The organism is Streptomyces sp. AC512_CC834 (assembly GCF_019049325.1).
In the GTDB taxonomy this organism is placed as follows: Bacteria; Actinomycetota; Actinomycetes; order Streptomycetales; family Streptomycetaceae; genus Streptomyces.
This window is the reverse complement of record NZ_JAGMUO010000097.1, coordinates 341,775-365,263: the sequence shown is the minus strand read 5'-3', so window position 1 is coordinate 365,263 and position 23,489 is coordinate 341,775. Positions and strand designations below refer to the sequence as shown.

The 23,489-nt window shown below is 72.7% G+C and carries 21 protein-coding genes; 13 read left to right on the top strand and 8 right to left on the bottom strand.

From position 1 onward, the window contains the following. Nucleotides 1-33: 33 nt before the first annotated feature. Nucleotides 34-1,020, top strand: a complete 987-nt coding sequence (locus tag KUM40_RS29185) for a LysR family transcriptional regulator (RefSeq protein ID WP_217169180.1) — start codon at nucleotides 34-36, stop codon at nucleotides 1,018-1,020. Nucleotides 1,021-1,110: 90 nt separating this feature from the next. Then, nucleotides 1,111-1,872 carry a PepSY domain-containing protein gene (locus KUM40_RS29180; protein WP_217169179.1) on the top strand — a complete coding sequence of 254 codons (762 nt, stop codon included), beginning with the start codon at nucleotides 1,111-1,113 and terminating at the stop codon, nucleotides 1,870-1,872. Between the two features lie 104 nt (nucleotides 1,873-1,976). Here KUM40_RS29180 and KUM40_RS29175 read toward each other — a convergent pair whose 3' ends face one another. The 3 genes from KUM40_RS29175 to mdlC all read right to left on the bottom strand — a co-directional run bounded on the left by KUM40_RS29175 (nucleotide 1,977) and on the right by mdlC (nucleotide 6,425). Beyond that, nucleotides 1,977-3,236, bottom strand: coding sequence for an aromatic acid/H+ symport family MFS transporter (locus KUM40_RS29175; protein WP_217169178.1), 1,260 nt, complete (start codon nucleotides 3,234-3,236; stop codon nucleotides 1,977-1,979). An 88-nt stretch (nucleotides 3,237-3,324) separates the two neighbouring features. After that, on the bottom strand, nucleotides 3,325-4,779 hold the full coding sequence (locus KUM40_RS29170; protein WP_217169177.1) for a benzaldehyde dehydrogenase: 1,455 nt from the start codon (nucleotides 4,777-4,779) through the stop codon (nucleotides 3,325-3,327). 56 nt (nucleotides 4,780-4,835) lie between these two features. Then, nucleotides 4,836-6,425, bottom strand: coding sequence for a benzoylformate decarboxylase (gene mdlC / locus KUM40_RS29165; RefSeq protein ID WP_217169176.1), 1,590 nt, complete (start codon nucleotides 6,423-6,425; stop codon nucleotides 4,836-4,838). A gap of 95 nt (nucleotides 6,426-6,520) precedes the next feature. Between mdlC and KUM40_RS29160 the strand changes: the two genes are divergently transcribed. Next, the gene (locus KUM40_RS29160; protein WP_217169175.1) at nucleotides 6,521-7,456 is read left to right on the top strand and encodes a LysR family transcriptional regulator; all 936 of its coding nucleotides are present in this window, start codon (nucleotides 6,521-6,523) and stop codon (nucleotides 7,454-7,456) included. A gap of 57 nt (nucleotides 7,457-7,513) precedes the next feature. Beyond that, a complete protein-coding gene (locus KUM40_RS29155) occupies nucleotides 7,514-8,254 on the top strand; it encodes a peptidase E (RefSeq protein WP_217169174.1) in 741 nt (246 codons plus the stop codon). Between the two features lie 12 nt (nucleotides 8,255-8,266). Here the strand turns inward: KUM40_RS29155 and KUM40_RS29150 are convergent, their stop codons facing one another. Further along, on the bottom strand, nucleotides 8,267-9,235 hold the full coding sequence (locus KUM40_RS29150) for a sugar ABC transporter substrate-binding protein (RefSeq protein ID WP_217169173.1): 969 nt from the start codon (nucleotides 9,233-9,235) through the stop codon (nucleotides 8,267-8,269). A gap of 76 nt (nucleotides 9,236-9,311) precedes the next feature. Then, nucleotides 9,312-10,451 carry an FAD-dependent monooxygenase gene (locus KUM40_RS29145; protein ID WP_217169172.1) on the bottom strand — a complete coding sequence of 380 codons (1,140 nt, stop codon included), beginning with the start codon at nucleotides 10,449-10,451 and terminating at the stop codon, nucleotides 9,312-9,314. Between the two features lie 326 nt (nucleotides 10,452-10,777). On the opposite strand from KUM40_RS29145, the gene KUM40_RS29140 reads away from it, so the two are divergent. From KUM40_RS29140 to pgm, 4 genes are all read left to right on the top strand, one after another. Further along, on the top strand, nucleotides 10,778-12,394 hold the full coding sequence (locus tag KUM40_RS29140) for an MFS transporter (RefSeq protein WP_254395773.1): 1,617 nt from the start codon (nucleotides 10,778-10,780) through the stop codon (nucleotides 12,392-12,394). Nucleotides 12,395-12,533: 139 nt separating this feature from the next. After that, nucleotides 12,534-13,526: an Lrp/AsnC family transcriptional regulator gene (locus KUM40_RS29135; RefSeq protein WP_308401266.1), complete on the top strand. Its 993-nt coding sequence runs from the start codon at nucleotides 12,534-12,536 to the stop codon at nucleotides 13,524-13,526. A 55-nt stretch (nucleotides 13,527-13,581) separates the two neighbouring features. Then, entirely contained in the window at nucleotides 13,582-13,956 is a 375-nt protein-coding gene (locus KUM40_RS29130; RefSeq protein ID WP_254395772.1) for a hypothetical protein, read from the top strand. Between the two features lie 137 nt (nucleotides 13,957-14,093). After that, nucleotides 14,094-15,734 (top strand): phosphoglucomutase (alpha-D-glucose-1,6-bisphosphate-dependent), encoded by a 1,641-nt coding sequence (gene pgm, locus KUM40_RS29125; RefSeq protein WP_217169168.1) that lies wholly within the window; start codon nucleotides 14,094-14,096, stop codon nucleotides 15,732-15,734. Nucleotides 15,735-15,773: 39 nt separating this feature from the next. On the opposite strand, the gene KUM40_RS29120 is transcribed toward pgm, so the two are convergent. Beyond that, nucleotides 15,774-16,970 carry a cytochrome P450 gene (locus KUM40_RS29120; protein ID WP_217169167.1) on the bottom strand — a complete coding sequence of 399 codons (1,197 nt, stop codon included), beginning with the start codon at nucleotides 16,968-16,970 and terminating at the stop codon, nucleotides 15,774-15,776. 201 nt (nucleotides 16,971-17,171) lie between these two features. Between KUM40_RS29120 and KUM40_RS29115 the strand changes: the two genes are divergently transcribed. Together KUM40_RS29115 and KUM40_RS29110 are read left to right on the top strand one after the other, a co-directional pair. Next, a complete protein-coding gene (locus KUM40_RS29115) occupies nucleotides 17,172-17,909 on the top strand; it encodes a cyclopropane-fatty-acyl-phospholipid synthase family protein (protein ID WP_217169166.1) in 738 nt (245 codons plus the stop codon). 110 nt (nucleotides 17,910-18,019) lie between these two features. Further along, entirely contained in the window at nucleotides 18,020-18,493 is a 474-nt protein-coding gene (locus KUM40_RS29110; protein ID WP_217169165.1) for an ATP-binding protein, read from the top strand. A 210-nt stretch (nucleotides 18,494-18,703) separates the two neighbouring features. Here the strand turns inward: KUM40_RS29110 and KUM40_RS29105 are convergent, their stop codons facing one another. Further along, on the bottom strand, nucleotides 18,704-19,264 hold the full coding sequence (locus tag KUM40_RS29105) for a GNAT family N-acetyltransferase (RefSeq protein WP_217169164.1): 561 nt from the start codon (nucleotides 19,262-19,264) through the stop codon (nucleotides 18,704-18,706). Between the two features lie 418 nt (nucleotides 19,265-19,682). Here KUM40_RS29105 and KUM40_RS29100 point away from each other — a divergent pair, with 418 nt between their 5' ends. The 3 genes from KUM40_RS29100 to KUM40_RS29090 all read left to right on the top strand — a co-directional run bounded on the left by KUM40_RS29100 (nucleotide 19,683) and on the right by KUM40_RS29090 (nucleotide 22,333). Continuing rightward, a complete protein-coding gene (locus KUM40_RS29100; protein WP_217169163.1) occupies nucleotides 19,683-20,237 on the top strand; it encodes a hypothetical protein in 555 nt (184 codons plus the stop codon). A 105-nt stretch (nucleotides 20,238-20,342) separates the two neighbouring features. Then, on the top strand, nucleotides 20,343-21,020 hold the full coding sequence (locus KUM40_RS29095) for a class F sortase (RefSeq protein WP_217169162.1): 678 nt from the start codon (nucleotides 20,343-20,345) through the stop codon (nucleotides 21,018-21,020). A 161-nt stretch (nucleotides 21,021-21,181) separates the two neighbouring features. Next, entirely contained in the window at nucleotides 21,182-22,333 is a 1,152-nt protein-coding gene (locus KUM40_RS29090; protein WP_217169161.1) for a SchA/CurD-like domain-containing protein, read from the top strand. 111 nt (nucleotides 22,334-22,444) lie between these two features. On the opposite strand, the gene KUM40_RS29085 is transcribed toward KUM40_RS29090, so the two are convergent. Then, complete coding sequence (locus tag KUM40_RS29085) at nucleotides 22,445-23,473, bottom strand: methyltransferase (RefSeq protein ID WP_217169160.1); 1,029 nt, start codon at nucleotides 23,471-23,473, stop codon at nucleotides 22,445-22,447. Between the last annotated feature and the right edge of the window lie 16 nt (nucleotides 23,474-23,489).

Genomic DNA, 23,489 nt, shown 5'->3' with positions numbered 1-23,489 from the left:
GCGCAACCAACTGTTCCGCCCTACGCTCCCTGCATGGAGCTCGAGGTGAGGCACCTACGCGCGCTGTGCGCCATCGCCGACGCCGGCAGCCTGCACCGGGCGGCACGCCAACTGGGCGTCGCCCAGCCTACGTTGAGCACCCAGTTGGTCCGCATCGAACAGGCCCTGGGCGGCCCCCTGTTCATCCGTGAACGCACCGGCTGCCGCCCCACCCCGCTCGGCCGGACGGTGCTCGGCCGGGCCCGTCCGTTGCTGGCCGACATGAGCACCCTGGTCCGCGAGGCCCGCGCCGCCTCGGCCGGCGGCGACAGCAGACTGCGTATCGGGTCCACGGCCAGCCGGGCCCTGGCCGGCTGGCTGCGCCGGCTCAGACGGCCGGGCCTGGAACCGACGCCGCAGATGGACGTCTCGGCCAACGCGCTGCTGCGCCGGGTCGCCGACGGGCAGCTCGACGTCGCCTTCGTGCACGAGGTCGAGGACTGTCCCCTGCACGTGCCCGAGGGCCTGCGGCTGCGGGTCCTCGTCGAGCGCGAACCGCAGTTCGTCATGCTGCCCGCCGACCACCCCGCGGCCGTCCGGCCCGTTGTCCGGCTCGCCGACCTGGCCGACGACCGGTGGATGGTCGACCCCACCGTCGACGGCGAGTGGGACGGCGTGCACCGCATGCTGCGTGCCGTCGGCCTCAACCCGCGGGTGCTGCACGGCGATTACCACACCGCCGCGTCCCTCGTCGCCACCGGCGAGGTCGTCACCGTCTGCCAGCCCAGCTCCCAGTCCCGCCCCGACCTCGCGGTACGGCGTCTGTACGGCGACCCGCTCGGCGTACGCCTGCTGCTGGCCGCCCGCACCCTCGGCGAGCTGGACGCCGTCTTCCCGGCGCTGGAGGACGCGTACTGGGAGGTCGCCCGCCAGTCCACCGCGTACCGCGAGTGGCTGGAAGGGGCCGGGATCCGGACGCTGCCCCGACGCCCGGTGACCGCCACGGGAACCGGCCGGGTGGAGTTCGTACGGGCTCGCTGAGCGGAGCGGTCCGAACCAGCGCCCGGCCAATGGAGTGATTTTCATACTGGACCGGTGTGTCTCCGTGACGAAGCGGTTACGGAGAGCATCATGAGCTCTGCACGACGACTTCCCCCGCTGCGTTCACTGGCCGTGATGGGCGCCCTGGGCGCCTCGGTTCTGCTGCTGACCGCCTGTACGAACGCCGATACCACACGTTCCAGCGTCGCGGAGGCGGCCCAGACCGAATCCCCTACCGCGACCGCCACCGATACCGCGTCCCCCACCGGTTCCCCGTCGGCCTCGATGAACGAGGACCGGACCGAGCGCAAGGACCTCGTCACAGCCACGAAGGTCACCTGGGACAAGGCCGCCGACACCGCCGTCAAGGAGGTCCCCGAGGGCAAGCTCGTGGACCTCGAACTCAAGCGCACCGAGGCCGACGCCTCCGCGTCCCCGACCGGCTCCCCGACCGGCTCGCCGAGCCCCAGCATGCCGAACCCGGCGCCCAGTGAGGGCGCCCCGGAGTGGGAGGCCAAGGTCGCCCAGCCCGACGGCACCCTGCACCGTATCGACATCGACGCGGTGAGCGGCAAGGTCTTCCGCACCCAGGTCGACCCGGACCAGGACCCCGACGACAAGACCCAGGTGTCCGAGTGGCTGGACAAGGCCAAGCAGACGCCGGAGCAGGCGGTCAAGGCGGCCACCGACAAGGCCAAGGGCACCGTCACCCACGTCGAACTCGGCGACAACGACGACCAGCAGGTCGTCTGGGCCGTCGACGTGGTCGACAAGGAGAAGTGGAACAAGACCACCGTCGAAGTCGACGCGGCCAACGGCAAGGTGCTGAGCCAGAACGTGGACAACGACTGAGTCACCGGACCCCGGACACCGACGGGAGCAGCGGGCCGCGAAGCCCACTGCTCCCGTTCTTCGTGTCCGTCAGGGCCGTCAGGGCCGTCAGGGCCGTCAGGGCGTCACACGGCGGGCGCGGGCGCGGGCGTCTCCTCCGCCTCGCTCCGGGCAGCGCGCGGCAGCGTCAGTACCGCCAGGAAGCCGAAGACCGCCACCGCGGCGAAGAAGTAGAAGCCCCACGGGTGACCGATCCCCGAGGCGACGAGGGCACCGGTGATCGACGGGCCGACGATCGAGCCGATGCGGCCGATCCCGGACGCCGAGCCCAGCGCGGTGCTCCGCACGGACGCCGGATAGAAGTGCGTCACGTAGGCGTACACGAGCACCATGGCCGAGAAGACGAACACGCCCGTGAAGAAGACGACGACGTTGAGCAGCAGGTCGCTCTCCATCTTGACGCTCAGGCACGCCAGCATCGCCACCGAGACCGCGAACCAGACCATCGTGGTGCCCTTGATGCCCCGCCGGTCGGCGACCCACCCGCCCAGGACCAGGCCGACGACGCCGCCGATGTTGAGCACGAGGAGCTGGGTGACGGCCGTCGGCACGGGGTAGCCGGCGTCGTTCATCAGCTTCGGCAGCCAGGTGTTGAGGCCGTAGACCAGAAGCAGACCCATGAAGGACGCCACCCAGATGCCGATGCCCGCACGCAGGTACGCCGGCTTGAGCAGCTCGGTGAACGGCACCCGCCGCGCCCCGTCCCGCTTGGCCCGCTCGAAGGCCTCCGACTCCGGCAGCTTGAACCACTGGACGACGGCGATCGCGATGCCGACGACGCCGAGCAGGTAGAAGAGGATCTCCCAGTCGTCGGTCACCTGAAGGGCCAGCAGCGAGGTGAGCACCGCACCGGTGTGGTAGCCGGTCATCGTCAGGGTGCTGGCCCGCGCCCGGCGGCTCGCCGGCATGTGCTCGGCCATCATCGTGAGCGACACCGGCATGCAGGCGCCCAGGCCCAGACCGGCGAGCAGCCGGAGCGTGGCGAACATCGCGACGGAGTTGGCCAGCGGCACCAGGACGGTGAGCAGCGAGAAGAGCACGACGGAGCCGATGAGCAGGCGGCGCCGGCCCAGCCGGTCGGCCAGCGGACCGACGCAGACCGCGCCGATGGCGACACCCACGAGCGAGAGCGTCGCGATGGTGGTCGCGTCGCCCGCGGTCATGCCGAGATGGTGGGTCTTGAGCAGGGTGGGGATGATGGCGCCGAGGACGACGAGGTCGTAGCCCTCGAGCAGGACGGTGATCCAGCACAGGATCACCGTCCATGTGCCGCTGCCGGCGCGGCCGGTCTGCGCGGGCGCGTCGGACGTGGTGGTGGAAGCCATGATGACTCTCCCCCCGGGGACGGGTGTGAGTGAGCGGAGCCGGAGAGGCCGGGGCGGCCGGAAGGATCGGTGCGCGAGACCGGAGGGGTCAGAACGGGTAGTCGGCGATGTCCGGGCGGACCGTGAGCCACTGGGTCTCGGTGAAGGCCTCGAGGTTGGCCGCGGCGCCGCCGAAGCGGGAGCCGGTGCCGGAGGCCTTGACCCCGCCGAAGGGGGCGTTGGGCTCGTCGCTCACCGTCTGCTCGTTGATGTGCACCTTGCCGGAGTCGATCCGGTCGGCGAGCTTCATCGCCGCCCCGACGTCGCCGAGGATGCCGACCGACAGCCCGTACTCGCAGTCGTTGACGATCCGCGCCGCCTCCTGAAGCGTGGAGAAGGAGACGACCGGGGCCACGGGGCCGAAGATCTCCTCGCGCCAGGCCGGCATGTCCGTCGTCAGGCCGGTCAGGACGGTGGCACGGTAACCGGCACCGGCGATCTCGCCGCCCGCGGCGACCTTCGCGCCCGCCGCGACGCTGTCGGTGACGATGCCGTGCACCCGCTCCAACTGCCTGCGGTCGATGATCGGCCCGAGCGCCACGTCCTCGCGGGCCGGGTCGCCGACCGGCAGCGCCTCGGCCTTCGCGGCGAGCGCGGCGGTGTACTCCTCCACCAGCGACTCGTGCACGATGTGCCGGCCGGTCGTCATGCAGATCTGCCCCTGGTGCAGATACGAGCCGAACGCGCCCGCCGAGGCCGCCTTCGCCACGTCCGCGCCGGGCAGTACGACCAGCGCGTTGTTGCCGCCCAGCTCCAGGTGCGCCCGCTTCAGCAGCCGCCCGGCCTGCTCGCCGATCACCCGCCCGACCGGCGTGGAACCGGTGAAGGAGATCACCCTGACCTCGGGGGCCTCGACGACCGCCCGGCCGACCGACCCGTCGCCCGGCAGCAGGTGCAGGACGCCGGCGGGGAGCCCGGCCTCCTCGAAGACCCGCGCGACGACGACGCCGCCGCTCACGGCCGTGCGCGGGTCCGGCTTGAGCAGCACGGCGTTGCCGAGGGCCAGCGCGGGGGCCACGGAACGCAGGCCGAGGATGAGCGGGAAGTTGAACGGCGCGATCACGCTCACGACACCGGCCGGGCGGCGCCGGGCCAGCGACCAGCGCGCCTCCTGCGAGGTGAGCACCTCACCCTGGGGATGCGTCGGCAGGCCGGCGCACTCGAAGCACTCGCCGATCGCCAGCCCCGCCTCGAAGCCCGCCTTGGACCGCACCGAACCGGCCTCGCGCACCAGCCAGTCCTCGATCTCGGCGGCGTGCTCGGTGAACAGCTCACCCGCGCGCCGCAGCACGGCGGCGCGCTGCTGCGGCGAGGTCGCCGCCCACTCGCGCTGGGCCTCGGCGGCCCGTGCGGCGGCACGGTTCACGTCCTCGGCGGTGGCCAGACCCACCGAGCCGAGCCGGCCGCCGGTGGCGGGCTCGGTCACAGGCTGCTCGGTGGGGGAGTCCTGCCAGCCGTCGCTGTGGAACTTCCCGCCCCAGACGGCGCTGTCCAGGAATGTCATCGTCTTCCCTCTCGTCGGGATCTTCGGTCAGGATGTTCGGTCGGGTTCGAGTTGGTTCAGGAGGGCGTGGTGAGCGCCGTGTCCACCTGGATCAGCCGGGGGTGATCCGGCCGCTCGGCCAGCGCGGCGCGCAGTTCCGCGACCCCGCCGACGTGCTGGGCCCGGACGCCGTAGCCCTCCGCGATACGGGTGAAGTCGAGGCCCGGGATGTCGAGGCCGGGCGCGTCCGGCACGCCGAGCAGACCGCCGAACCAGCGCAGCGCCCCGTACGTGCCGTTGCGCAGCAGCACGACGGTCAGTGGGACCCGGTGCTGCGCGGCCGTCCACAGGGCGGTGATGCCGTAGTTGGCCGAGCCGTCCCCGATCACCGCGACGACCGGGCGGTCGGGCTGTGCCATCGCGACGCCGACCGCGCCGGGCAGACCGAAACCGAGTCCGCCGGCCGCCGGGAAGTAGTAGGAGCCCTGGCGGCGCAGGTCCATCTGGCGCCACCACGCCGCGTTGGTCGACGTCGACTCGACGACGTACGCGGTGTCCTCGGGCAGTTCGTCGCGCAGCGCGGCGAAGACCTGCTCGGGATGCAGGCCCGGCCCCTCGACGGCGAGCGGCTCGGCCACCGGCCGGTACCCGCCCGCGGGCGCCGCGGGCGCCGCGGGCTCGTCGAGCGACTCGAGGAGTACGTCGATGACGGCGCCCGGATCGGCGACCAGCGCCTCGCCCATCGGCGCCCGCGCGGCGGCGGAGGCGTCCTCGGTCACCTGGATCAGCCGGGTGCCCTCGGGCAGATACCGGCCGGGAAGGTGCTCGTGGTAGCGGAAGACCGGCGCGCCCAGCACCAGCACCAGGTCGTGCCCCTCGAAGGCCTCGGAGACCGGCGCGATCCCGGCGGGCAGCACACCCCGGAACAGCGGATGCCGGTTGGGGAACGGCAGCCGGAACAGCGAGGGCGCCGCCCACACCGGGCCGCCCAGCCGCTCGGCCAGCCGCACCGCGTCGTCGAAACGGCCGGCCGAGTCGATGTCGCCGCCCAGCACGAGCGCGGGGCGCCGGGCCGAGGCCACCCGTTCCACGAGCCACCGGTGCTGCTCGCCGCCGGGCGCCGCCGCCCGCAGCACCCGCCGCTCGAGCACCGCCAGGGCGTTGTCGCCGGCGTCGGCCGACCAGTCGTCGTACGGCACGGACAGGTACGTGGGCCGGCGCTGGAGCCGCGCCTCGAAGACCGCCTGGGCCAGCGCACGCGGCACGTCCTCGGCGCACGCCGGCTCCGCCGCCCAGCCGACCAGCGGCTTCATCAGGGCCGGGGCGTCGACGCTCGCCAGGTTGGCCTCCGGACCGATGGCGGACCTGACCTGCTGGCCGGCCACCACCACGAGCGGGGTACGGGAGGCCACGGCATTGGTCAGCGCGCCCATCGCGTTGCCCGAACCCGACGCGGCGTGCAGGTTGACCAGCACCGGGTGGCCGGTCGCCTGGGCGTACCCGTCGGCCATGCCGACGACGGCGCCCTCGTGCAGACCGAGGACGTAGCGGAAACCGTCGGGCAGCCCGGCGAGGAAGGGCAGCTCGTTGGAGCCCGGATTGCCGAAGACGGTGGTGAGCCCCTGACGCTCCAGGAGGGAGTGGGAGACACGGCGCACGGATGGCACGGACGGTTCCTTTCGAAGTGATGCCGGACACGCTAGGCACCCCGCGACATGGGCACCAATAGATGTTTCGGCCCCCCGATATAGAGTCTGTCGATATGGGCACCTTCGATCTCAACCTGGCCCGCGTCTTCGTCCTGCTCTACGAGACCGGCAGCGTCACGGCCACCGCCGAGACGCTCCACGTCACGCAGCCCACCGTCAGCTACAGCCTGGGCAAGCTCCGGCGCCACTTCGACGACGAGCTGTTCCGCCGCAACGGGCGCGGACTGACGCCCACGGCCGGCGCCCGACGGCTGTACGAGCCGCTCCAGCGCGCCCTGGCGGAGATCGACGGGACGGTCCGGCAGGGCGACGCCTTCGACGCCGCGACCATGTCGGGCCGCTTCACCATCGCCCTCTCCGACCTCGGCGAGGCCACTCTGCTGCCGAGGCTCCTCGCCGCCGCGCGCGAGCGGGCGCCGGGGGTGTCGTTCACCGTCCGCCCCTTCGACGTGGAGGAGGCCGAGAGCCAGCTCCGGCGCGGCGACCTCGACGCGTTCGTGGCCACCCCGGTGATCACCTCGCACCTGACCGTGCGGATCCCGCTCTTCCGGGAGCGCTACGTCCTCATGGTCGCCGCGGACCACCCGCGCGTGCGGGGCGACGCGGTCACGCTGCCGGACCTCGCGGCCGAGCACCACGCGACGGTGTTCGGACCGAGCGGCCACGTCACGCCCCGGGCCCTGCTGGGCGCGCACGGGCTCCTGGAACGGGTGGCCGTGGACGCCACCCGCTTCTCGATGCTGCCCTACCTGCTGGAACAGACCGACCTGGTGGCCATCGTGCCCGAGTACGTCGGCGAGGTCTTCACCGCCTCCCACCGACTGCGCCTGGTACGGCTGCCGTTCGAGACCCAGCCGATCGAGATCGCCCTGTACGCACGGCACGAGTCCTCACGCAGCCCGGCGCAGCGCTGGCTGGTGCAGTTCATGGCGGAGGTGCTGGGCGAGCAGGTGAGCCCGGCCCAACTGCCGCCGACCACCGCCCGGTGACGGCCGCTCACCGAGCCGTCACCGAGCGGTCGGCGGGCCGTCGTTAGGATCACCCGCATGACGGCACCGGAACCGACCATCCTCGCCACCTCCGGCGGACACCGCGCGGGTGGCCGGACCATGGTGACCTTCGACGCCCTGGTCCATCACGCCGTGGACCTCTCGGGCGCGCACGGCCGCCGGCCCCGTGTCCTGTACGTGGGCACCGCCATAGGGGACGCCGAGCACTTCACCGCCCGCATGACGGAGGCGGCCCGCGTCGCCGGGTTCGACCTGACACCGCTGCACCTGTTCCCCATGCCCAACGTCGAGGACGTCGAGGAGACCGTGCTCGCCCAGGACGTCGTCTGGGTCATGGGCGGCTCGGTGGCCAACCTGCTGGCCGTGTGGCGCGTGCACGGCCTGGACCGGATCCTGCGCCGTGCCTGGGAGGCGGGCGTCGTGCTCAGCGGCGTGAGCGCGGGCTCCCTGTGCTGGTTCCGGGGCGGCGCGACCGACTCCTTCGGCCCCGAACTGCGCCCGGTCACCGACGCCCTGGGCTTCCTGCCGTACGGCAACGGCGTGCACTACGACGTCGACCCGGGCCGCCGCCCCCTGATCCACCGCCTCGTCGCCGACGGCACCCTCCCGACGGCCCACTGCACGGACGACGGTGTCGGCCTCGTCTACCGCGGCACCGAACTGGCCGAGGCGGTCACGGAGGTCCCGGGCAGGGGCGCCTACGTGGTCGTACGCGACGGCGACACGGCGGTGGAGGAGCGCGTCGAGCCACGCGAGCTGCCCGGCCTGCGGCGGTGACGGCCCGACGGGTCACTCGGGACAGTACTCGGGAGCCTCGTCCACGTTCTCCTCGGTGATCAGGGTGAGCGGGATCCGGGCGATCTTGTCGGGCCTCTCGCCGTCCGCCGTGTTCTCCCCGCCGAGCAGCGCGACCGTGTTCCTGACCGCCGTCTCACCGATGACCTTCGGGGAGTTCGCGACGGTGGCGGAGAACCGTCCGTCCTCGACGGCGGCCAGCCCCTCGTCGGTGCCGTTCTCGGTGACGATCCGCACGCCCTTGGCGCCGGCCGCGTCGAAGGTCTTGCGCGCGGCGAAGGCCATGTCCTCGTTGGCGACGAAGACGTAGTCCAGGCCGGGGTGGGCCTGGATCATGTTCTCGGCGACCTCCCGCGCCTTGACCGGGTTGAACATGCCGGGCTGGTTCGCCACCACCGAGGCGTTGTCGGGCAGCGCGTCGGTGAAGCCGGAGACCATCAGGTCGGAGGAGGCCCCGGGGGAGCCCGCGATGACGCCGACCTCGACCGGCCTGCCTCCGGCGTCCTCGGCGATCCACCCGGCGTCCAGGGCGCCGAGCCGCTTCAGGTCGACGGCGGCGGCGCCGAGGATGTCGGAGACGTCCTCGGTGGCGAGCGAGGTCAGGTAGATGGGCACGTCCGCCGCCCGGGCCTTGGCGATGTCGCCTTCGAGCGCGTCGATGTTCACGGTCTGCACGATCAGCGCGTCGACACCACGCGAGATCATGTCCTCGATGTTGGCCAGCTCCTTGCCGGCGTCCATCTGCGAGTTGGCCGTGTTGAGCGCGACGTTCCGGGTCTTCGCCTCCTGCTCGACGGCCTTCTGGAGGCAGGTGGCGAACCCGCTGGTGTCACCGTTGACGAAGCCGATGGTGAGCGATCCGCCGCCGCTGCCGGAGCCTTCCGCGCAGCCGCTCAGGACCGCGCTGCCGCCGACGGCCGCGGCGACGGCCCACCGCCCGAGCCCGTGCAGGGGAAACCCCATGGTGAACTGCCTTTCAATGGATGAGGAGATGAGCAGACGAGCGGGTACGCGGATGGGCCGTCGTCAGGACGGGCGGTCAGATGGGCCGGACCATCGACTCCAGTACGTGCTGGGTCAGACCGGCGTGGTCGAAGTCCGGGTGGGCCGCCGGGTCCATCTCGTACTCGCCGATCGCCACCGACGACTCCACGATGAGCCTGCAGCGCTCGTATCGACGTTCGCCGTACGCGCCGAACGCGTCCTCGTGGCCGCCGTGCGAGGCCAGGCACTCGGCGAGGACGACACCGTCCTCGATGGCCTGGGCCGCGCCCTGGCCGAGGTGCGGGGTCACCGCGTGCACGGCGTCGCCGATCAGCACGATCCGGCCGCGGTGCCACGGCGCCGGCGCGATCAGCCACTCCTCCGGCCGGAACACGATCTGCGACGCGTCGTCGACGTACTTGTCCCGGACCCGCCCGGTGAGCCCGCCGAACGGAGCGAGCCGCGCACGCAGTTCGTCGGCCATCTTGTCCTGGTCCAGCCAACGTCCCTCCTCCCACGTGGTGTTGTAGAAGAGGTAGGCCAGCTCGGGGCCGATCGGCACGAAGCCCGCCAGGCCCTCCGGGCCGTGCTGAAGGACGATCCGGTCGATCTCCGGCTCCCGCGGGATGTTGAGCCGGAAGGCCGACTGGCCGAGGTAGACCGGCTTCAGGTCCTCGCTCAACACATGGGGCCGCACCTTGGAGTGGACGCCGTCGGCGCCCACGACGAGGTCCACGGTGTTCCTCGTACCGTCGCTGTAGGCGACGTCCACGCCCGTGGGCCCGTCGGTCAGCGTGGTGAAGGTCTTGCCGTACTCGACGGTGACACCGGCCTCGGCGGCCCGGTCCGTGAGGATCCGGTGCAACTGCGGCCGGGTCAGGCCGTTCATCGGCGGCAGAGCGGAGCCCGGGATCCTGGCGCCGGGCATCTCCCGGATCAGGTTGCCGTCCACGTCGAGCATCTGCCCCCACGCCGTGGTCGAGTACCCCACCGCCAGACACGCCTCGGCGCAGCCGATCGCGTCCAGCGCGCGCAGGGCGTTCACCGGCTGGATGATGCCCACCCCGTACACCGACGAGTGGAGGTCCTCCTGGAGCTCCACGACATTGACGTCGTACCCGACCTCGCGCAGTGCGACGGCGGTGGACAGGCCACCGATTCCGCCGCCGACGACGAGAACACTGCCACGGTTCATTTCAACCACCTAGCGTCGTTCGTCCGGCCACCCGCAGAAGTGCGGGAAACCGATGCGTGGCGAACGTAGCGGCCCTTTCGGCAATCGGAAACCAGTCGGAAACGCACGGTTAACTTGCGCTTCCCAGGCCTTGTTCGTTCATCGGAAATGCTCTCTCCAGGGCCTACTGCCCACCGGATGAAGGAAATTCCGGGTTTCAAAGCGGTCTCATGTCGGATTTCCGTCGTGCCGCGGGTACCGGCTGGTTACCGGTCGCGAAAAAGGTCCACAGTGGGGCGAGAACATTCGATATCCGCGGTGCCCAAGCACCGCACGGGAGAACTTCCTTGAACGTTTCGAGTAAGACGGCGGCGACCCCACGTGCGCGGTCGGCCGTCATCGCCCTGGCGTGTGCGGGCGTGTTCGTCGCCTATCTGCCGGTGACGACGGTGGCGGTGAGCCTGCCGGTGATCCAGCGGGCGCTGGGCGCGTCCACCGCGCAACTGTCATGGGTGTCCGACGCCTTCGTCCTGCCGGTGGCCGCGCTGATCCTCACCGCCGGCGTGTTCGGCGACGTGCATGGGCGCCGGAAGGTCTACCAGGTGGGCCTGGCACTGTGCGCGGCCGGTGCGGCGGTGTCGCTGTGCGCGGGCTCGGTACAGGTCCTGTGGGCCGGGCAGGCGCTGGCGGGCGCCGGTGCGGCCGCCCTGCTGCCGGTCACCCTGGCACTCATCAGCGAGGCGGTGCCCGAACCGCGCGAGCGCGGCAAGTACATCGGCTGGTGGACGGCCTGCATGATGGGCGCCATGGTCGTCGGACCGCTGATCGCCGGAGTCGTCGTCGGGCACGCCGGGTGGCGGTGGATCTTCCTGCTGCCGGTGCCGGTGCCGGTGCCGGTGCCGGTGTCCCTGGTGACGATGGCGGTGGCGGCGCGCCTGCTGCCCGAGTCCAGGACCGAGGGGACCCGGCGCCTGGACTGGCCGGGTCAGATCAGTGCCGCGGTGGCGATCACGGCCCTGGTGTACGGGGTCATCGAGGGCGGCGCCGAGTCGTTCACCGCACCGCGCACACTGATCGCCCTCGCGGTGGCCGCCGTGAGCGCCTGCGTCTTCGTGGTGGTGGAGCGCCGTACCGACGAGCCGATGCTCGACCTGTCCCTGTTCCGCAGCCCGGCCTTCACGGCGTCCACGCTGGTGGCCCTGGTCAGCTTCCTCGGACTGATCGGCTTCTTCTTCGTGCTGAGTCTCTACCTCGGCCTGGTGCAGCAACTGGACACCTGGCAGGCCGGGGTGCGGATGGTGCTGGTCAACGTCGTGTCGATGGTCCTGGGCGTGGTGATGGGCCGGGTCATGCGGCGGGTCTCGGCCCGGGTGCTCATCACGGCCAGGCTGCTGATCACGGCGGCGGCCCTGCTGTCGCTGACGACGCTCGACGCGGGCACCTCCTACGCGTCACTGGCCTGGCGCCTGGCCCTCCTCGGCCTCGGCCTGGGCATCGCCTTCCCCTGCATCACCAGTACGGCAGTCTCCGCCGTGCCCGGCCGGCAGGCCCCAATGGCGGCCGCGGGCAACAACGCCTTCCGACAGGTCGGCGGCGCGCTGGGACCGGCGGTGCTGGGAGCGCTGCTGACGACCCGGGCGATGGACACGCTGCCCGGACATCTCGCCGACGCCGGCCTCACGGGCGGCGCGGCGGGGACGGTGGTGCGCACGGCGGAGACGGACGGCCTCGGGGCCGTGGCCCAACTGGACCTCGGCACCCGGACCGGCCGGGCGCTGGGCGCCGTCTCCGAGGCCTTCCTCGACGGCCTGCACCTGTGCCTGACCGTCTCGGCCGCCCTGCTGGTGCTCGCCGCCCTGGCAGCCGCCGTGCTGTTGCGGGAGCGGCCGGACCGCACCGCCACCGTCGCGTCCGTCAACGCCGAGGCCGCCGCCGCCCCGGTCGGCGTGTCGCAGCGGCCGTAGGGAGCCGTCCACCGGCGGCGAGCGGGACGGCTCCGGCCGCCGCTCGCCGCCGTCGACCCATACGATGACGGCCGGACCGTGCCGTCGCGTCCACCACCGGCCGCTCGCCGGCCGTCCTTCCCTCACGCAGGAGAAGCCAGTGGCGCCCCCGACCTCCGACACGTTCGACACTCTCGACCCGCTCGACCTGAAACTGCTCCAGGCACTCGAACTCGACGGCCGGGCGTCCTTCAGCCGTATCGCCCAGGTCCTGGACGTCTCCGACCAGACCGTCGCGCGACGGTTCCGGCGGCTGCGCAGCACCGCGAACCTGCGGATCACCGGCGTCGTCGACGACAGCCGGCTGGGCCGCTCCACCTGGATCGTCCGGCTCGGCTGCACCCACAAGGCGGCCGGACGGCTGGCCGCGACGCTCGCCGCCCGGCCCGACACGCACTACGTCGACCTGGCCGCCGGCGGCACCGAGGTGATCTGCGCGATCACCCCCCGCAGCAGACACGAACGCGACGACCTCCTTCTCGAACGGCTCCAGCGCACCCCGCACGTCACCTCGGTCGGCGCCCACTGCGTCCTGCGCCCCTACTACGGCAACTCGCTGCGCTGGCTGCGCAAGATCAGCGCCCTCGCACCGGACGAGGAGACCGCACTGCGCACCCCGGCGCCCGCCCCCACCACCCCCACGCCCGTCACGCTCGACGGCACCGACCAGGCCATGCTGGAGGCCCTGCGCCGGGACGGCCGCGCCACCCTCACCGAACTGCAGTCGGTCACCGGACTGTCCGAGACGGCCGCCAAGAAGCGCCTCGAACGCCTGCGCACCACCGGGGTACTCCACCTCGCCGTCGAGTACGACCACGAACCCCTCGGCCAGGGCGTCGAAGCGCTGCTCTGGCTCACCGTCGCACCGCACGCCCTGGCGGAGACCGGACGGACCGTCGCCGCCCACCCGGCCGTGCGCTTCGCCGCTGCCGTCACCGGACGGACCAACCTGGCCCTCTCGGTCCTGTGCCGCACCACCGACGACCTCTACACGTTCCTCAGCGAGACGGTCGGCGCCCTGACCGACGTCCACACCGCGGAGACCGTGCTCACCCTCCGGCGCGTCAAGGCCCTGACGGCGGAGCCCCGTTGAGCGCCTGGAGGGGCCGTTCGTGTTTGCCTCCGTGGTGAGGGGCAAGGCGGTGTCCATGAGCGATCCGAACAAGGACACGAACAAGGACACGAACAAGAAGCCCACCAGCACCCGGGCCGTCGCCGACAAGGCCGGTGACGCGGCGTCGGCGGCCAAGACCGGTGCCCAGCGGTCCGCCGAGGCCGCGAACGGCGCCGTGCAGACGGCCGCCAAAAGCGTCGCGGCCGGCCGCCAGGCGGTCGTCACCACCTCGGGCCAGGTCGCGGCCACGGCGAAGACCGCGTGGACCGTCATCGCCCACCGCAAGCGCGTCGCCGCGGGCGTGGGCGCCGGCATCACCGCCGTCAGCGCCGCGTCGTACGCCGTGGGACGCCGCTCGGGACGCCACGCGCAGGGTCCCCTCACCCGTCTCACCGGCGGCCGGATCTGACATCCGGTCGGCCGGTGCGCCGGTCGGACCGGCGCCCCCACCACCTCCACCTCGGCCGGAACGCGCGGTACCACTCCCCGGGACAGGGGAAGATGGGACCGCGAGCGAAGTCCCGACCGACGCGGAGGAGTGGGCGCATGCAGCACGACCGAGCCGGGAAGCCGGCCGGCCCCGAGGACCTGATCGACGTCGCCCGGCTGGTGACGGCGTACTACGCCCTGCACCCTGACCCGGCCGAGCCCGCACAGCGCGTGGCCTTCGGCACGTCCGGGCACCGCGGTTCGTCACTCGCGGCGGCGTTCAACGAGGACCACATCGCCGCCACCAGCCAGGCCATCTGCGAGTACCGCTCCCGGCAGGGCACCGACGGCCCGCTCTTCCTGGGCGCCGACACCCACGCCCTGTCCGAGCCCGCGAGGGTCACCGCGCTGGAGGTGTTCGCCGCCAACGACGTGACCGTCCTCGTCGACACCGCGGACGGCTACACCCCCACCCCGGCGGTCTCGCACGCCGTCCTCGCCCACAACCGGGGCCGCACCTCGGGCCTCGCCGACGGCGTGGTCGTCACCCCCTCGCACAACCCGCCCGCCGACGGCGGCTTCAAGTACAACCCGCCGAACGGCGGTCCCGCCGGCTCCGACGCCACCTCCTGGATCCAGGACCGGGCCAACGAGATCATCGTGGCCGGACTCAAGGACGTACGGCGCGTCCCCTACGCCCAAGCACTCGCCGCGCCCGGAACCGGACGGTACGACTTCCTCGACACCTACGTCCGTGACCTGCCGAGCGTCCTGGACCTCGACGCGATCCGTTCGGCCGGCGTACGCATCGGTGCCGACCCGCTGGGCGGCGCCTCCGTCGCGTACTGGGGCCGGATCGCCGAGCGGCATCGCCTCGACCTGACGGTGGTCAACCCGCTCACCGACCCGACCTGGCGGTTCATGACGCTCGACTGGGACGGCAGGATCCGCATGGACTGCTCGTCGCCGCACGCCATGGCCTCCCTCATCGGGCAGCGCGACCGCTTCACCGTCGCCACCGGCAACGACGCCGACGCCGACCGCCACGGCATCGTCACCCCCGACGGCGGCCTGATGAACCCCAACCACTACCTCGCCACCGCCATCGCCTACCTGTACGCCCACCGCACCGAGTGGCCGGCCGCCGCGGGCGTGGGCAAGACGCTGGTGTCCTCCGGCATGATCGACTGGGTCGCCGCCGATCTCGGCCGCCGGCTGGTCGAAGTACCCGTGGGCTTCAAGTGGTTCGTCGACGGACTGGCCGACGGCTCCCTCGGCTTCGGCGGTGAGGAGTCCGCCGGGGCGTCCTTCCTGCGCCGGGACGGCTCGGTGTGGACCACGGACAAGGACGGCATCATCCTCGCCCTGCTCGCCTCCGAGATCACCGCCGTCACCGGCAGGACGCCCTCCGAGCACTACGCCGCGCTCACCGACCGCTTCGGCGCACCCGCCTACGCCCGCATCGACGCCCCCGCCACCCGCGAGGAGAAGGCCCGCCTGGCCAAGCTGTCCCCGGCCCAGGTCACCGCCGACACCCTCGCCGGGGAGCCGGTCACCGCCGTGCTCACCGAGGCGCCGGGCAACGGCGCGCCCATCGGCGGCATCAAGGTGACCACCGAGAACGCCTGGTTCGCGGCCCGGCCCTCCGGTACCGAGGACGTCTACAAGATCTACGGGGAGTCCTTCCTCGGCGAAGACCACCTCCGGCAGGTGCAGGACGAGGCCAAGCTCGTCGTCCTGGGCGCCCTGGGCGGCTGACGCCGCACCGGGCACGCCGTACCAAAGCTCCCGGGCCGGTCAGCGCCCGCCGGCCCCAGGGAGTGCCACGGTCAGCCCGCGGATCTCGTAGCCGCCGATCGCCTCCTGGAAGGCGACGCGCGGCCGACGGCTCATCCGGACCCCGTCGAGGGCGAACAGGCGGCTGAGGAAGACATCGGTCTCCAGCAGGGCGATGTGCGCCCCGGGGCACCGGTGCGGCCCGTCGCCGAAGGAGAGCCCCGCCCCGATCTCCCCGGCACGGTCCGGGCGGACGAGCAGCGGGTCGTCGCCCACGGCCTTCGGGTCGGTGTTGGCGTCGTCCAGGTGGACCTCGACGTACTCGCCCGGGCACACGGTCACCGGCCCCTCGGGGCCGGGCAGTTCCACGGACTCGGTGGTCCTCCTGCGCAACCGCCCGATGACGGGCTCCAGCCGCAGCAGCTCCTGGAGGACGGCCAGGCGCCCGGTCTCGTCGGCCGACCGGTAGCGGCCGAGCAGCTCGGCGTCCGAGAACAGGTGCCAGGCGGCCAGGCCGATGAACTCGCGTGTGGTGACCATGCCGGCCGCGGCGAACGTCAGGCACTCACCGAGGATCTCGGCGTCCGAGCAGCCCTCCGCGATCAGGTGGGAGATTAGGTCGTCGTGCCCGCGGCGCCGGTGCGCGCGGATGGCGGGGCGGACGTCGGCCAGGTGGATGCGGAGCCAGTTGGTGTTCTGCCGCACGAACCAGTACAGCCCCCGGACACTGGTCAGCCCGGGCTCGCCGAACTCCTCCGGGAAGAACCGCTCCAGCCTGCGACGGATCCCCGGCCTGCTGTACCGCAGTCCGACGACCTCGCCGACCACGCCGATCGCCAGACTGAAGGCGAGGTCGGAGAGCTGGGCCTCACCGGCCGAGCGCAGCGCCGCGAGCTGCTCCTCCGCGATCCGGACCATCGGCTCGCGGTAGTGCTCGTCCACCCGGCGGGGAGTGAAGAAGCGGGCGGTCTGCCTGCGGTGTTCCCGGTGTTCGGGACCGTCCCGGTAGAGAACGGGCCGGCGCACCCGCTGCGGGAGCTTCTCCACCGTCTCGATGCCGAGACCGGCCTGCACGGTGCCGGGGCCGCGCAGCAGCGCCCGCGCGACCGCGAAATCGTGCACCTGCCAGGTCCCGTCCGCCGCGCGGTCGACCGGGCACCCCGGCCGGGACCCTCCCCGGTCGGCCTTCCGCGCGGAGACCTGTCCGTCCTGCACCACGTGGCCACCCCCAAGTCCGGCCACGCGGCCCCGGTGACCGCCCGGCTCGACGACATGGTCACAGGATCGTGCACACGCCCAACGCCGACCAGCCCCCGAATCCGCCGAGTTGGGCGGACGGGGGCGGGACCGCGCCCCGTGTGCCGAGGGCGGCCTGGGAAACCGGGTGCGCCGTCCGGGCCGTCGTGCCAGGCTCCGTCGGTGGACCGTCAACAGATCTCCCGACTCGCGCATGCCGATCACCCGATCGCCGCCCCGCTCGACGACGACTCGGTACGCCGGCTCCTGGCCCGCGCCGTCCCCGGCGGCGGCGCCCGCGTCCTCGACCTGGGCTGCGGCGGTGGCGAGTGGCTCCTGCGCGCCCTCGCCGAGCATCCGCGCCTGGCGGCCGAGGGCGTCGACCTCTCCGCGGGCGCGCTCGACCACGCCCGCGAGGCGGCGGCCCGGCTCGCGGTCGGGGACCGCCTGACCCTGCACCGTCAGGACGCCGCGAGCTTCGCCGCCCCGCACCCCTTCGACCTGGTCCTCTGCGTCGGCTCCACGCACGCCTTCGGCGGCCTGACCGCCACCCTCGCCGCCGCACGCGCACACCTGGCGCCCGGGGGCCGCGTCCTGGTCGGCGACGGATTCTGGGACGGCGAACCGTCCGCCGAGGCCGTCGGGATGCTCGGTGACCTCGCCGACCTGCCGACCACACTGGAGCGGGTCGCCGCGGCCGGCTGGACACCCGTGGGCGGGCACATCAGCACCCGCCGGGAGCTCGACGACTACGAGTGGTCCTGGACCGGGGCGCTGGCCGCGTGGGCCCTGGACCACCCCACCGACCCGGACCGTGCGCAGGCCCTCGAGACGGCCACCGCCCACCGCGACGGCTGGCTGCGCGTCTACCGGGACGTACTGGGCTTCCTCTGCCTGGTCCTGCGCCCGACGGACGCCTGACGCCCGACGCCGCTGCCGCCGGGAGGTCGCGGACCGGGCGGTGATGTTTCCCGGATTCGGGGGTAGACGGGCTGGCGTAACGGTCAAGGCTCAGGAAGAGGGCGGATCGGATGGACGGGGCTGCCCACAACGGGGATCGGCCGAGAGCGGAGCCGGTCAAGGTTTCGGCGGAGTACGAGGGCATGCCCGGCGACATCGCCCGGGGCCGCGAGCTGGCCCGGGGATTTCTGGCACGGGTGCGGGCGGCCCAGGGGCCTCCGGTGTCCGACCGCGCGGTGGAACTGGTGCAACTGGTCGTCAGCGAGCTGCTGACGAACGCCTGCAAATACGCGCCCGGCCCCTCACTGGTCGACCTCGAGCTGGCCGAGGACCGGGTGGAGGTCACGGTGTGGGACAGCGAGCCGGTGCTGCCGGTGGCCGCGACCGCGGACCCGGGCCGCATCGGCCGGCACGGTCTGGAGATAGTCATGGCCGTCTGCCAGAGCTTCGAGGTGCACCGGGAACCGGTCGGCAAACGCATGCGGGCCGCCGTGGGCCTCGCCGACGACCTGAACGGCACGGCCGCCCTCGGCCGCCCGGCCTGACCCGGCCGGGACGGGGCGACCACCGCCGTACGAGACGGCGCTCCCGGCCCCCGGGGAGCCGGCCCATGGACCGGAGCCCCTCGCCTCGGCCCGGGAGCGGTACCCGGTGCCGCGTAGCTGTGGGCCCTGCCGACGATCCGTCCGGTCCGGACGCACCGGGCGGTCCCGCGGGGGCGACGCGGCCGGTGGCATCGGGGACCGTCGCGTGCGCTACCGCGCGCCGGGCCGACGGACCTTGGTGCCCGGCGCCCGGAGGCGGTACAGGACGGAGCGTCGCAGTGGGCCCTCGGGGATCTCCGGGTCGTCGAAGTCGTCGGCCGGGTCGCGGGTCATGCCGAGGCGGCTCATCACCGCCCGCGAGCGCAGATTGCCGGCCGCCGTCACCGCGAGGACCTCCGCCAGCCCGAGGCCCTCGAAGGCGTAGGCCACCGCGGCCCGCGCGGCCTCGGTGGCGTAGCCGTGCCCCCAGGCCGGGCGGGCCAGCCGCCAGCCGGCCTCCACTCCGGAGAACGGCATGCCCTCCTCCACGGGATCGAGCCCGGTGAACCCGATGAACTCGCCGGTGGCGGCGATCTCCACCGCCCACCAGCCCCAGCCCCGCCGGTCGAGGTCGGCCTGAAAGCCGGCCACCGACGCCTCGCTCTGCTCCCGGGTCAGCACCTCGGGGAAGTACTCGCGGACCACCGGGTCGGCGTTCATGGCCGCCCACGGGTCCAGGTCGGACGCCCGCCAGCCGCGGAGCACGAGACGATCGGTTCGAAGTTCGGACATCACGTGAACATACGGGGAACCGGCCCGGCGGAGCGACCGAAATACGCGCGCGGTTCATCCCCGCCGACGAAGCGCACCCTGCCGGGACGGTCGGAGCAGGAGATGCCCGGACACGACGCGCCGCCAACGGGCCGGGGTACAGGACCCGACCCATACGGACCTCCGGAGGAGCAGCGGGCGCGGATGACAGGCCGTCGCGGGTGACACCCCGTCCGGAACGGGCCAACTCGGCTTCTGTCCGGACCTGTTCGTTGCCCCGGTCGAGGAGACACCGGCACCCGGACGGGCGGGACGTTCACCCGGCTGAGCGCCTTGAGTGGTGCGAGACGAGCGACTGACTGACGGTGATTCACGTCGGGGCCGGGTCACCTTAGCTGACGAAGCACCAGCTACCCGGTCGTGACGGAAGGAATCACAGATGCGTTCTGCTCGCATGCTCCTGACCACGGCGGCGGCCTCGGCCGTCTTCGTCCTCGGCGCTCCCGGCGCCTACGCGGCGGCCGGTGGCGACTGGGACCACGACGACTCTTCCTACAGCAAGGAGCACGACAACGGAGGCAAGCACGAGGAGCCGCGCGGCGGTATGCACACCGGCGGCGGTGCGCTGGCCGCGGTGAGCGAGGGCGACCGGGGCCACGACGACACGTCCTCCGGCAAGGAGCACGACAACGGAGGCAAGCACGAGGAGCCGCGCGGCGGAATGCACACCGGCGGCGGTGCGCTGGCCGCCGTGAGCGAGGGCGACTGGGACGGCGGCGGTGAGTCCAAGGAGGGCTCGGAGACCTACAAGCAGGACGAGGGCGGGAAGTCCTCGGGCAGCGGTGAGCACGAGAAGCCGCGCGGCGGGATGCACACCGGTGGCGGCGGACTGGACACGCCGGCCACGACCGCGGGCGGTCTTGCCGTCCTGGCCGTCGCCGCGACCGGTCTGTACGCCGTCCGGCGCAAGAAGTCGGCTCACGGAATGGCGTAAGCCGTGCCGGGCGCGATAGCAGCCGGGCCGCCACCCAGGAACCGCGGGGCGGCCCGGCTCGCTTTCCCCCACTCTGTCCGCCCTGCCCCAGTGAGGTGGTCCTCGATGGCAGTCCCCCCTTCCGCCCCCGCCGACGACGAGACGACGCCGACCGGTCAGGGTTCCCGCTCCGGCCTGACGGTGCTGTCCGCCGTGGCCCTGCTGATCCTGGCGGTGAGCCTGGTCGGCGGCAACGACACGTCGGCCGACTCCTCCCGCCCTCCGATGCCCGCGCGGCCCGGCACGTCCGCGTCGGCCGCCCCGTCCGCGACCGGTCCGGCCACATCCGCCCTGCCGAGGTCCAAGCCGGTGCGCCTGCTCATCCCGGAGATCTCCGTCGACGCCCCCTTCACCGACCTCGCCATCGGCGACAAGGGGCAGCTCGAGCCCCCGCCGGCCGGCGACACCAACCTCGTCGGCTGGTACGCCAAGGGCGCCTCCCCCGGGGAGAAGGGCACCGCCGTCATCGCCGGGCACGTGGACACGAAGACGTCCGCCGCCGTCTTCGCCCGCCTCGACCAACTGGACGAGGGCGACGTCTTCCAGGTCGAACGCGCCGACGGACGCAAGGCGTCCTTCGTGGTCGACAGCGCGGAGACCTTCGAGAAGGACGACTTCCCCAGCGAACGCGTGTACGGGGACGCCGACCGGCCCGAGGTACGGCTCATCACCTGCGCGGGCGACTACGACCGCAAGGCCAAGGACTACACGGACAACCTGGTCGTCTTCGCCCACCTCACCTGAGCCCGCGCGCCCCGGCCCCGGCCCGGGCCCCCGGCGCCGGTCACCCGCGCAGTGCACACGACTCGCGCGCCGTCGGGGGCGGGCACAGGATCGAGGCACGCTGGCGTCGCATCACCGCGGCCGACGTTCAGTTCCGCCCCCGCGAAGGAGATGTGCGCAGGATGACCACCACGTCCACCCCTGCTTCCGAACCGCTGACGCGACAGGTGTCGCACCAGGTCTCCCAGTCCGTGTTCGACGGCTCCAGACTCCGCGTCGTCCTGCTGGTGGAGGTCTACGACGGAGCCCAGCAGCAGTTCCTCGAGACGTACGAGAACCTGCGCAGCCACGTCGAGTCCGTCCCCGGGCACATCGGCGAGCAACTGTGCCAGTCCATCGAGAACCCCTCCCAGTGGCTCATCACCAGCGAGTGGGAGAGCGCGCCGCCGTTCCTGAACTGGGTGAGCAGCGAAGAGCACGTGCGGATGGTCGAGCCGCTGCACAACTGCGTCCGGGACACCAGGTCACTGCGCTTCCACGTCGTCCGCGAGACCGGCCGTCCGGCGGCGGGCGCCGAGCCCGGCCGGGGCGGGCTCCAGGCGGCCCCCCGGATCGGTGACGGTCTGATCCGGCACGCGCTCACCTTCACGGTGAAGCCGGGCAGCGAGGACGCGGTCGGCAAGATCCTCGCCGACTACGCCTCGCCCGAGCCGAGGGTCGACGACACCACGCGACTGTGCCGTACGTCCCTGTTCCTGCACGGCAACCGGGTGGTGCGGGCGATCGAGGTGCGCGGCGACCTGCTCGCGGCCCTGCGGCACGTGGCCGAGCAGCCCGAGGTGCGGGCCGTCGAGGAGGCCGTCAATCCGTACCTGGAGCAGGACCGGGACCTCGGCGACCCGGAGTCCGCCCGGGTGTTCTACACGCGGGCGGCGCTGCCCGCCGTCCACCATGTGACGGCGCGGGAACAGGACCCGGCGGCGCAGCGGCACGCGCTGTCGTACCCGGCCCGGCCGGGCCGCGGCATGCGGCTGGCCCAGCTCCTCGCCGAGCGCGACGAGGCGGCGGCCGACGATCCGCGCGGTCCGGTCCTGTGCAGCACGATCTTCCAGCGCGACGACGTCGTGGTGCGGCTGGTCGACGTACGGGGCGACCTCCACACCGGCGATCCGGCGGTGATCCTCGGCCTTCCGGACCCGGGCCGGGTGACCGAGCTGACGACCCTGCTGGACGGCTTCACGGAAGCGGGTTCCCCGGCGGACGGCGGACTCGTCCGCGCTCTCGAGGGCGCCCGGATGGAGTTGGTCACCGACCGGCGGGCGCCGGACGCCTGATCCGCCCACGCGGCCCGCTTACGCGGCACGCCCACGCGCCCGCGCACACGTCGGCCGCCGGACCGCCCTGTGCGGTCCGGCGGCCGACGCGCCGGGTGCCTCCCGGTCAGCTCACTCGGGCACGGTGCAGTCGAAGGCGTGCAGGTAGGGGTTGACCGGGCGGATGTCGTCGATGACGAGGCCCGCGTCGGTCAGCCGCCCGACCATGCTGTCGGTCGTGTGCTTCGCGCCGCCGACGTTGAGGAGCAGCAGCAGGTCCATGGCGGTGCTGAACCGCATCGACGGCGTGTCGTCGACGAGGTTCTCGATGACGACGACCCGGGCCCCGGGTCCGCCGGCGTCCATGACACCCCGCAGGGCGCGGGAGGTGCTGTCGTCGTCCCATTCCAGGATGTTCTTGATGACGTACACGTCCGCCCGCACGGGGACGGCCTCGCGGCAGTCACCGGGGACGATGCGGACGCGGTCCGCGAGCGCACCGCCCTCGCGCAGCCGGGGGTCGGCGTTCTCCACCACCCGCGGCAGGTCGAGCAGGGTGCCGTGCATGGACGGGTACTTTTCCAGCAGGCTCGCCACCACGTGCCCCTGGCCGCCTCCGATGTCGGCGACCGACGTGCTTGCCGACAGGTCGAGGAGCGCCGCGACGTCCTGGGCCGACTGCCGGCTGGAGGTCGTCATGGCACGGTTGAAGACCTCGGCCGACTGGGGGGCGTCCTCGTTGAGGTAGGTGAAGAACTCCTTGCCGTACAGGCCTTCCACGACATTGCCGCCGGTGCGTACCGCCTCGTCGAGCAGGGGCCACGCGTCCCAGGTCCACGGCTCGGTGCACCACAGGGTGATGTTGCGCAGGCTGTGCGGGTCGTCCTCGCGCAGCAGGCGGGACATGTCGGTGTGCGCGAAGGTCCCGTTCCGGTGCTCGGTGAAGACGCCGTAGCAGGTCAGGGCGCGCAGCAGTCGGCGCAGCGGCTTGGGCTCGGTCTTCACCGCGGCCGCGAGGTCCTCCACGGTCGCGGGTGTTTCGCCGAGCGCGTCGGCCACGCCGAGTCGTGCGGCCGCGCGGAGGGCGGCGGCACATGCCGCCCCGAACACGAGTTCCCTCAGCCGCATGGGCGGGGGTGGGGCAGTCTGTGCGGTCGTCATGTGCCGCTTTCCTTCC

What these genes read in the sequence shown, in the direction of transcription:
- KUM40_RS29085 (WP_217169160.1), bottom strand. Translation starts at nt 23,473, where the DNA reads ATGACGACCGCACAGACTGCCCCACCCCCGCCCATGCGGCTGAGGGAA.
- KUM40_RS29100 (WP_217169163.1), top strand. Translation starts at nt 19,683, where the DNA reads ATGCGTTCTGCTCGCATGCTCCTGACCACGGCGGCGGCCTCGGCCGTC.
- KUM40_RS29175 (WP_217169178.1), bottom strand. Translation starts at nt 3,236, where the DNA reads ATGGCTTCCACCACCACGTCCGACGCGCCCGCGCAGACCGGCCGCGCC.
- KUM40_RS29180 (WP_217169179.1), top strand. Translation starts at nt 1,111, where the DNA reads ATGAGCTCTGCACGACGACTTCCCCCGCTGCGTTCACTGGCCGTGATG.
- pgm (WP_217169168.1), top strand. Translation starts at nt 14,094, where the DNA reads ATGCAGCACGACCGAGCCGGGAAGCCGGCCGGCCCCGAGGACCTGATC.
- KUM40_RS29110 (WP_217169165.1), top strand. Translation starts at nt 18,020, where the DNA reads ATGGACGGGGCTGCCCACAACGGGGATCGGCCGAGAGCGGAGCCGGTC.
- KUM40_RS29145 (WP_217169172.1), bottom strand. Translation starts at nt 10,451, where the DNA reads ATGAACCGTGGCAGTGTTCTCGTCGTCGGCGGCGGAATCGGTGGCCTG.
- KUM40_RS29160 (WP_217169175.1), top strand. Translation starts at nt 6,521, where the DNA reads ATGGGCACCTTCGATCTCAACCTGGCCCGCGTCTTCGTCCTGCTCTAC.
- KUM40_RS29090 (WP_217169161.1), top strand. Translation starts at nt 21,182, where the DNA reads ATGACCACCACGTCCACCCCTGCTTCCGAACCGCTGACGCGACAGGTG.
- KUM40_RS29150 (WP_217169173.1), bottom strand. Translation starts at nt 9,235, where the DNA reads ATGGGGTTTCCCCTGCACGGGCTCGGGCGGTGGGCCGTCGCCGCGGCC.
- KUM40_RS29130 (WP_254395772.1), top strand. Translation starts at nt 13,582, where the DNA reads ATGAGCGATCCGAACAAGGACACGAACAAGGACACGAACAAGAAGCCC.
- KUM40_RS29170 (WP_217169177.1), bottom strand. Translation starts at nt 4,779, where the DNA reads ATGACATTCCTGGACAGCGCCGTCTGGGGCGGGAAGTTCCACAGCGAC.
- KUM40_RS29185 (WP_217169180.1), top strand. Translation starts at nt 34, where the DNA reads ATGGAGCTCGAGGTGAGGCACCTACGCGCGCTGTGCGCCATCGCCGAC.
- KUM40_RS29105 (WP_217169164.1), bottom strand. Translation starts at nt 19,264, where the DNA reads ATGTCCGAACTTCGAACCGATCGTCTCGTGCTCCGCGGCTGGCGGGCG.
- KUM40_RS29155 (WP_217169174.1), top strand. Translation starts at nt 7,514, where the DNA reads ATGACGGCACCGGAACCGACCATCCTCGCCACCTCCGGCGGACACCGC.
- KUM40_RS29095 (WP_217169162.1), top strand. Translation starts at nt 20,343, where the DNA reads ATGGCAGTCCCCCCTTCCGCCCCCGCCGACGACGAGACGACGCCGACC.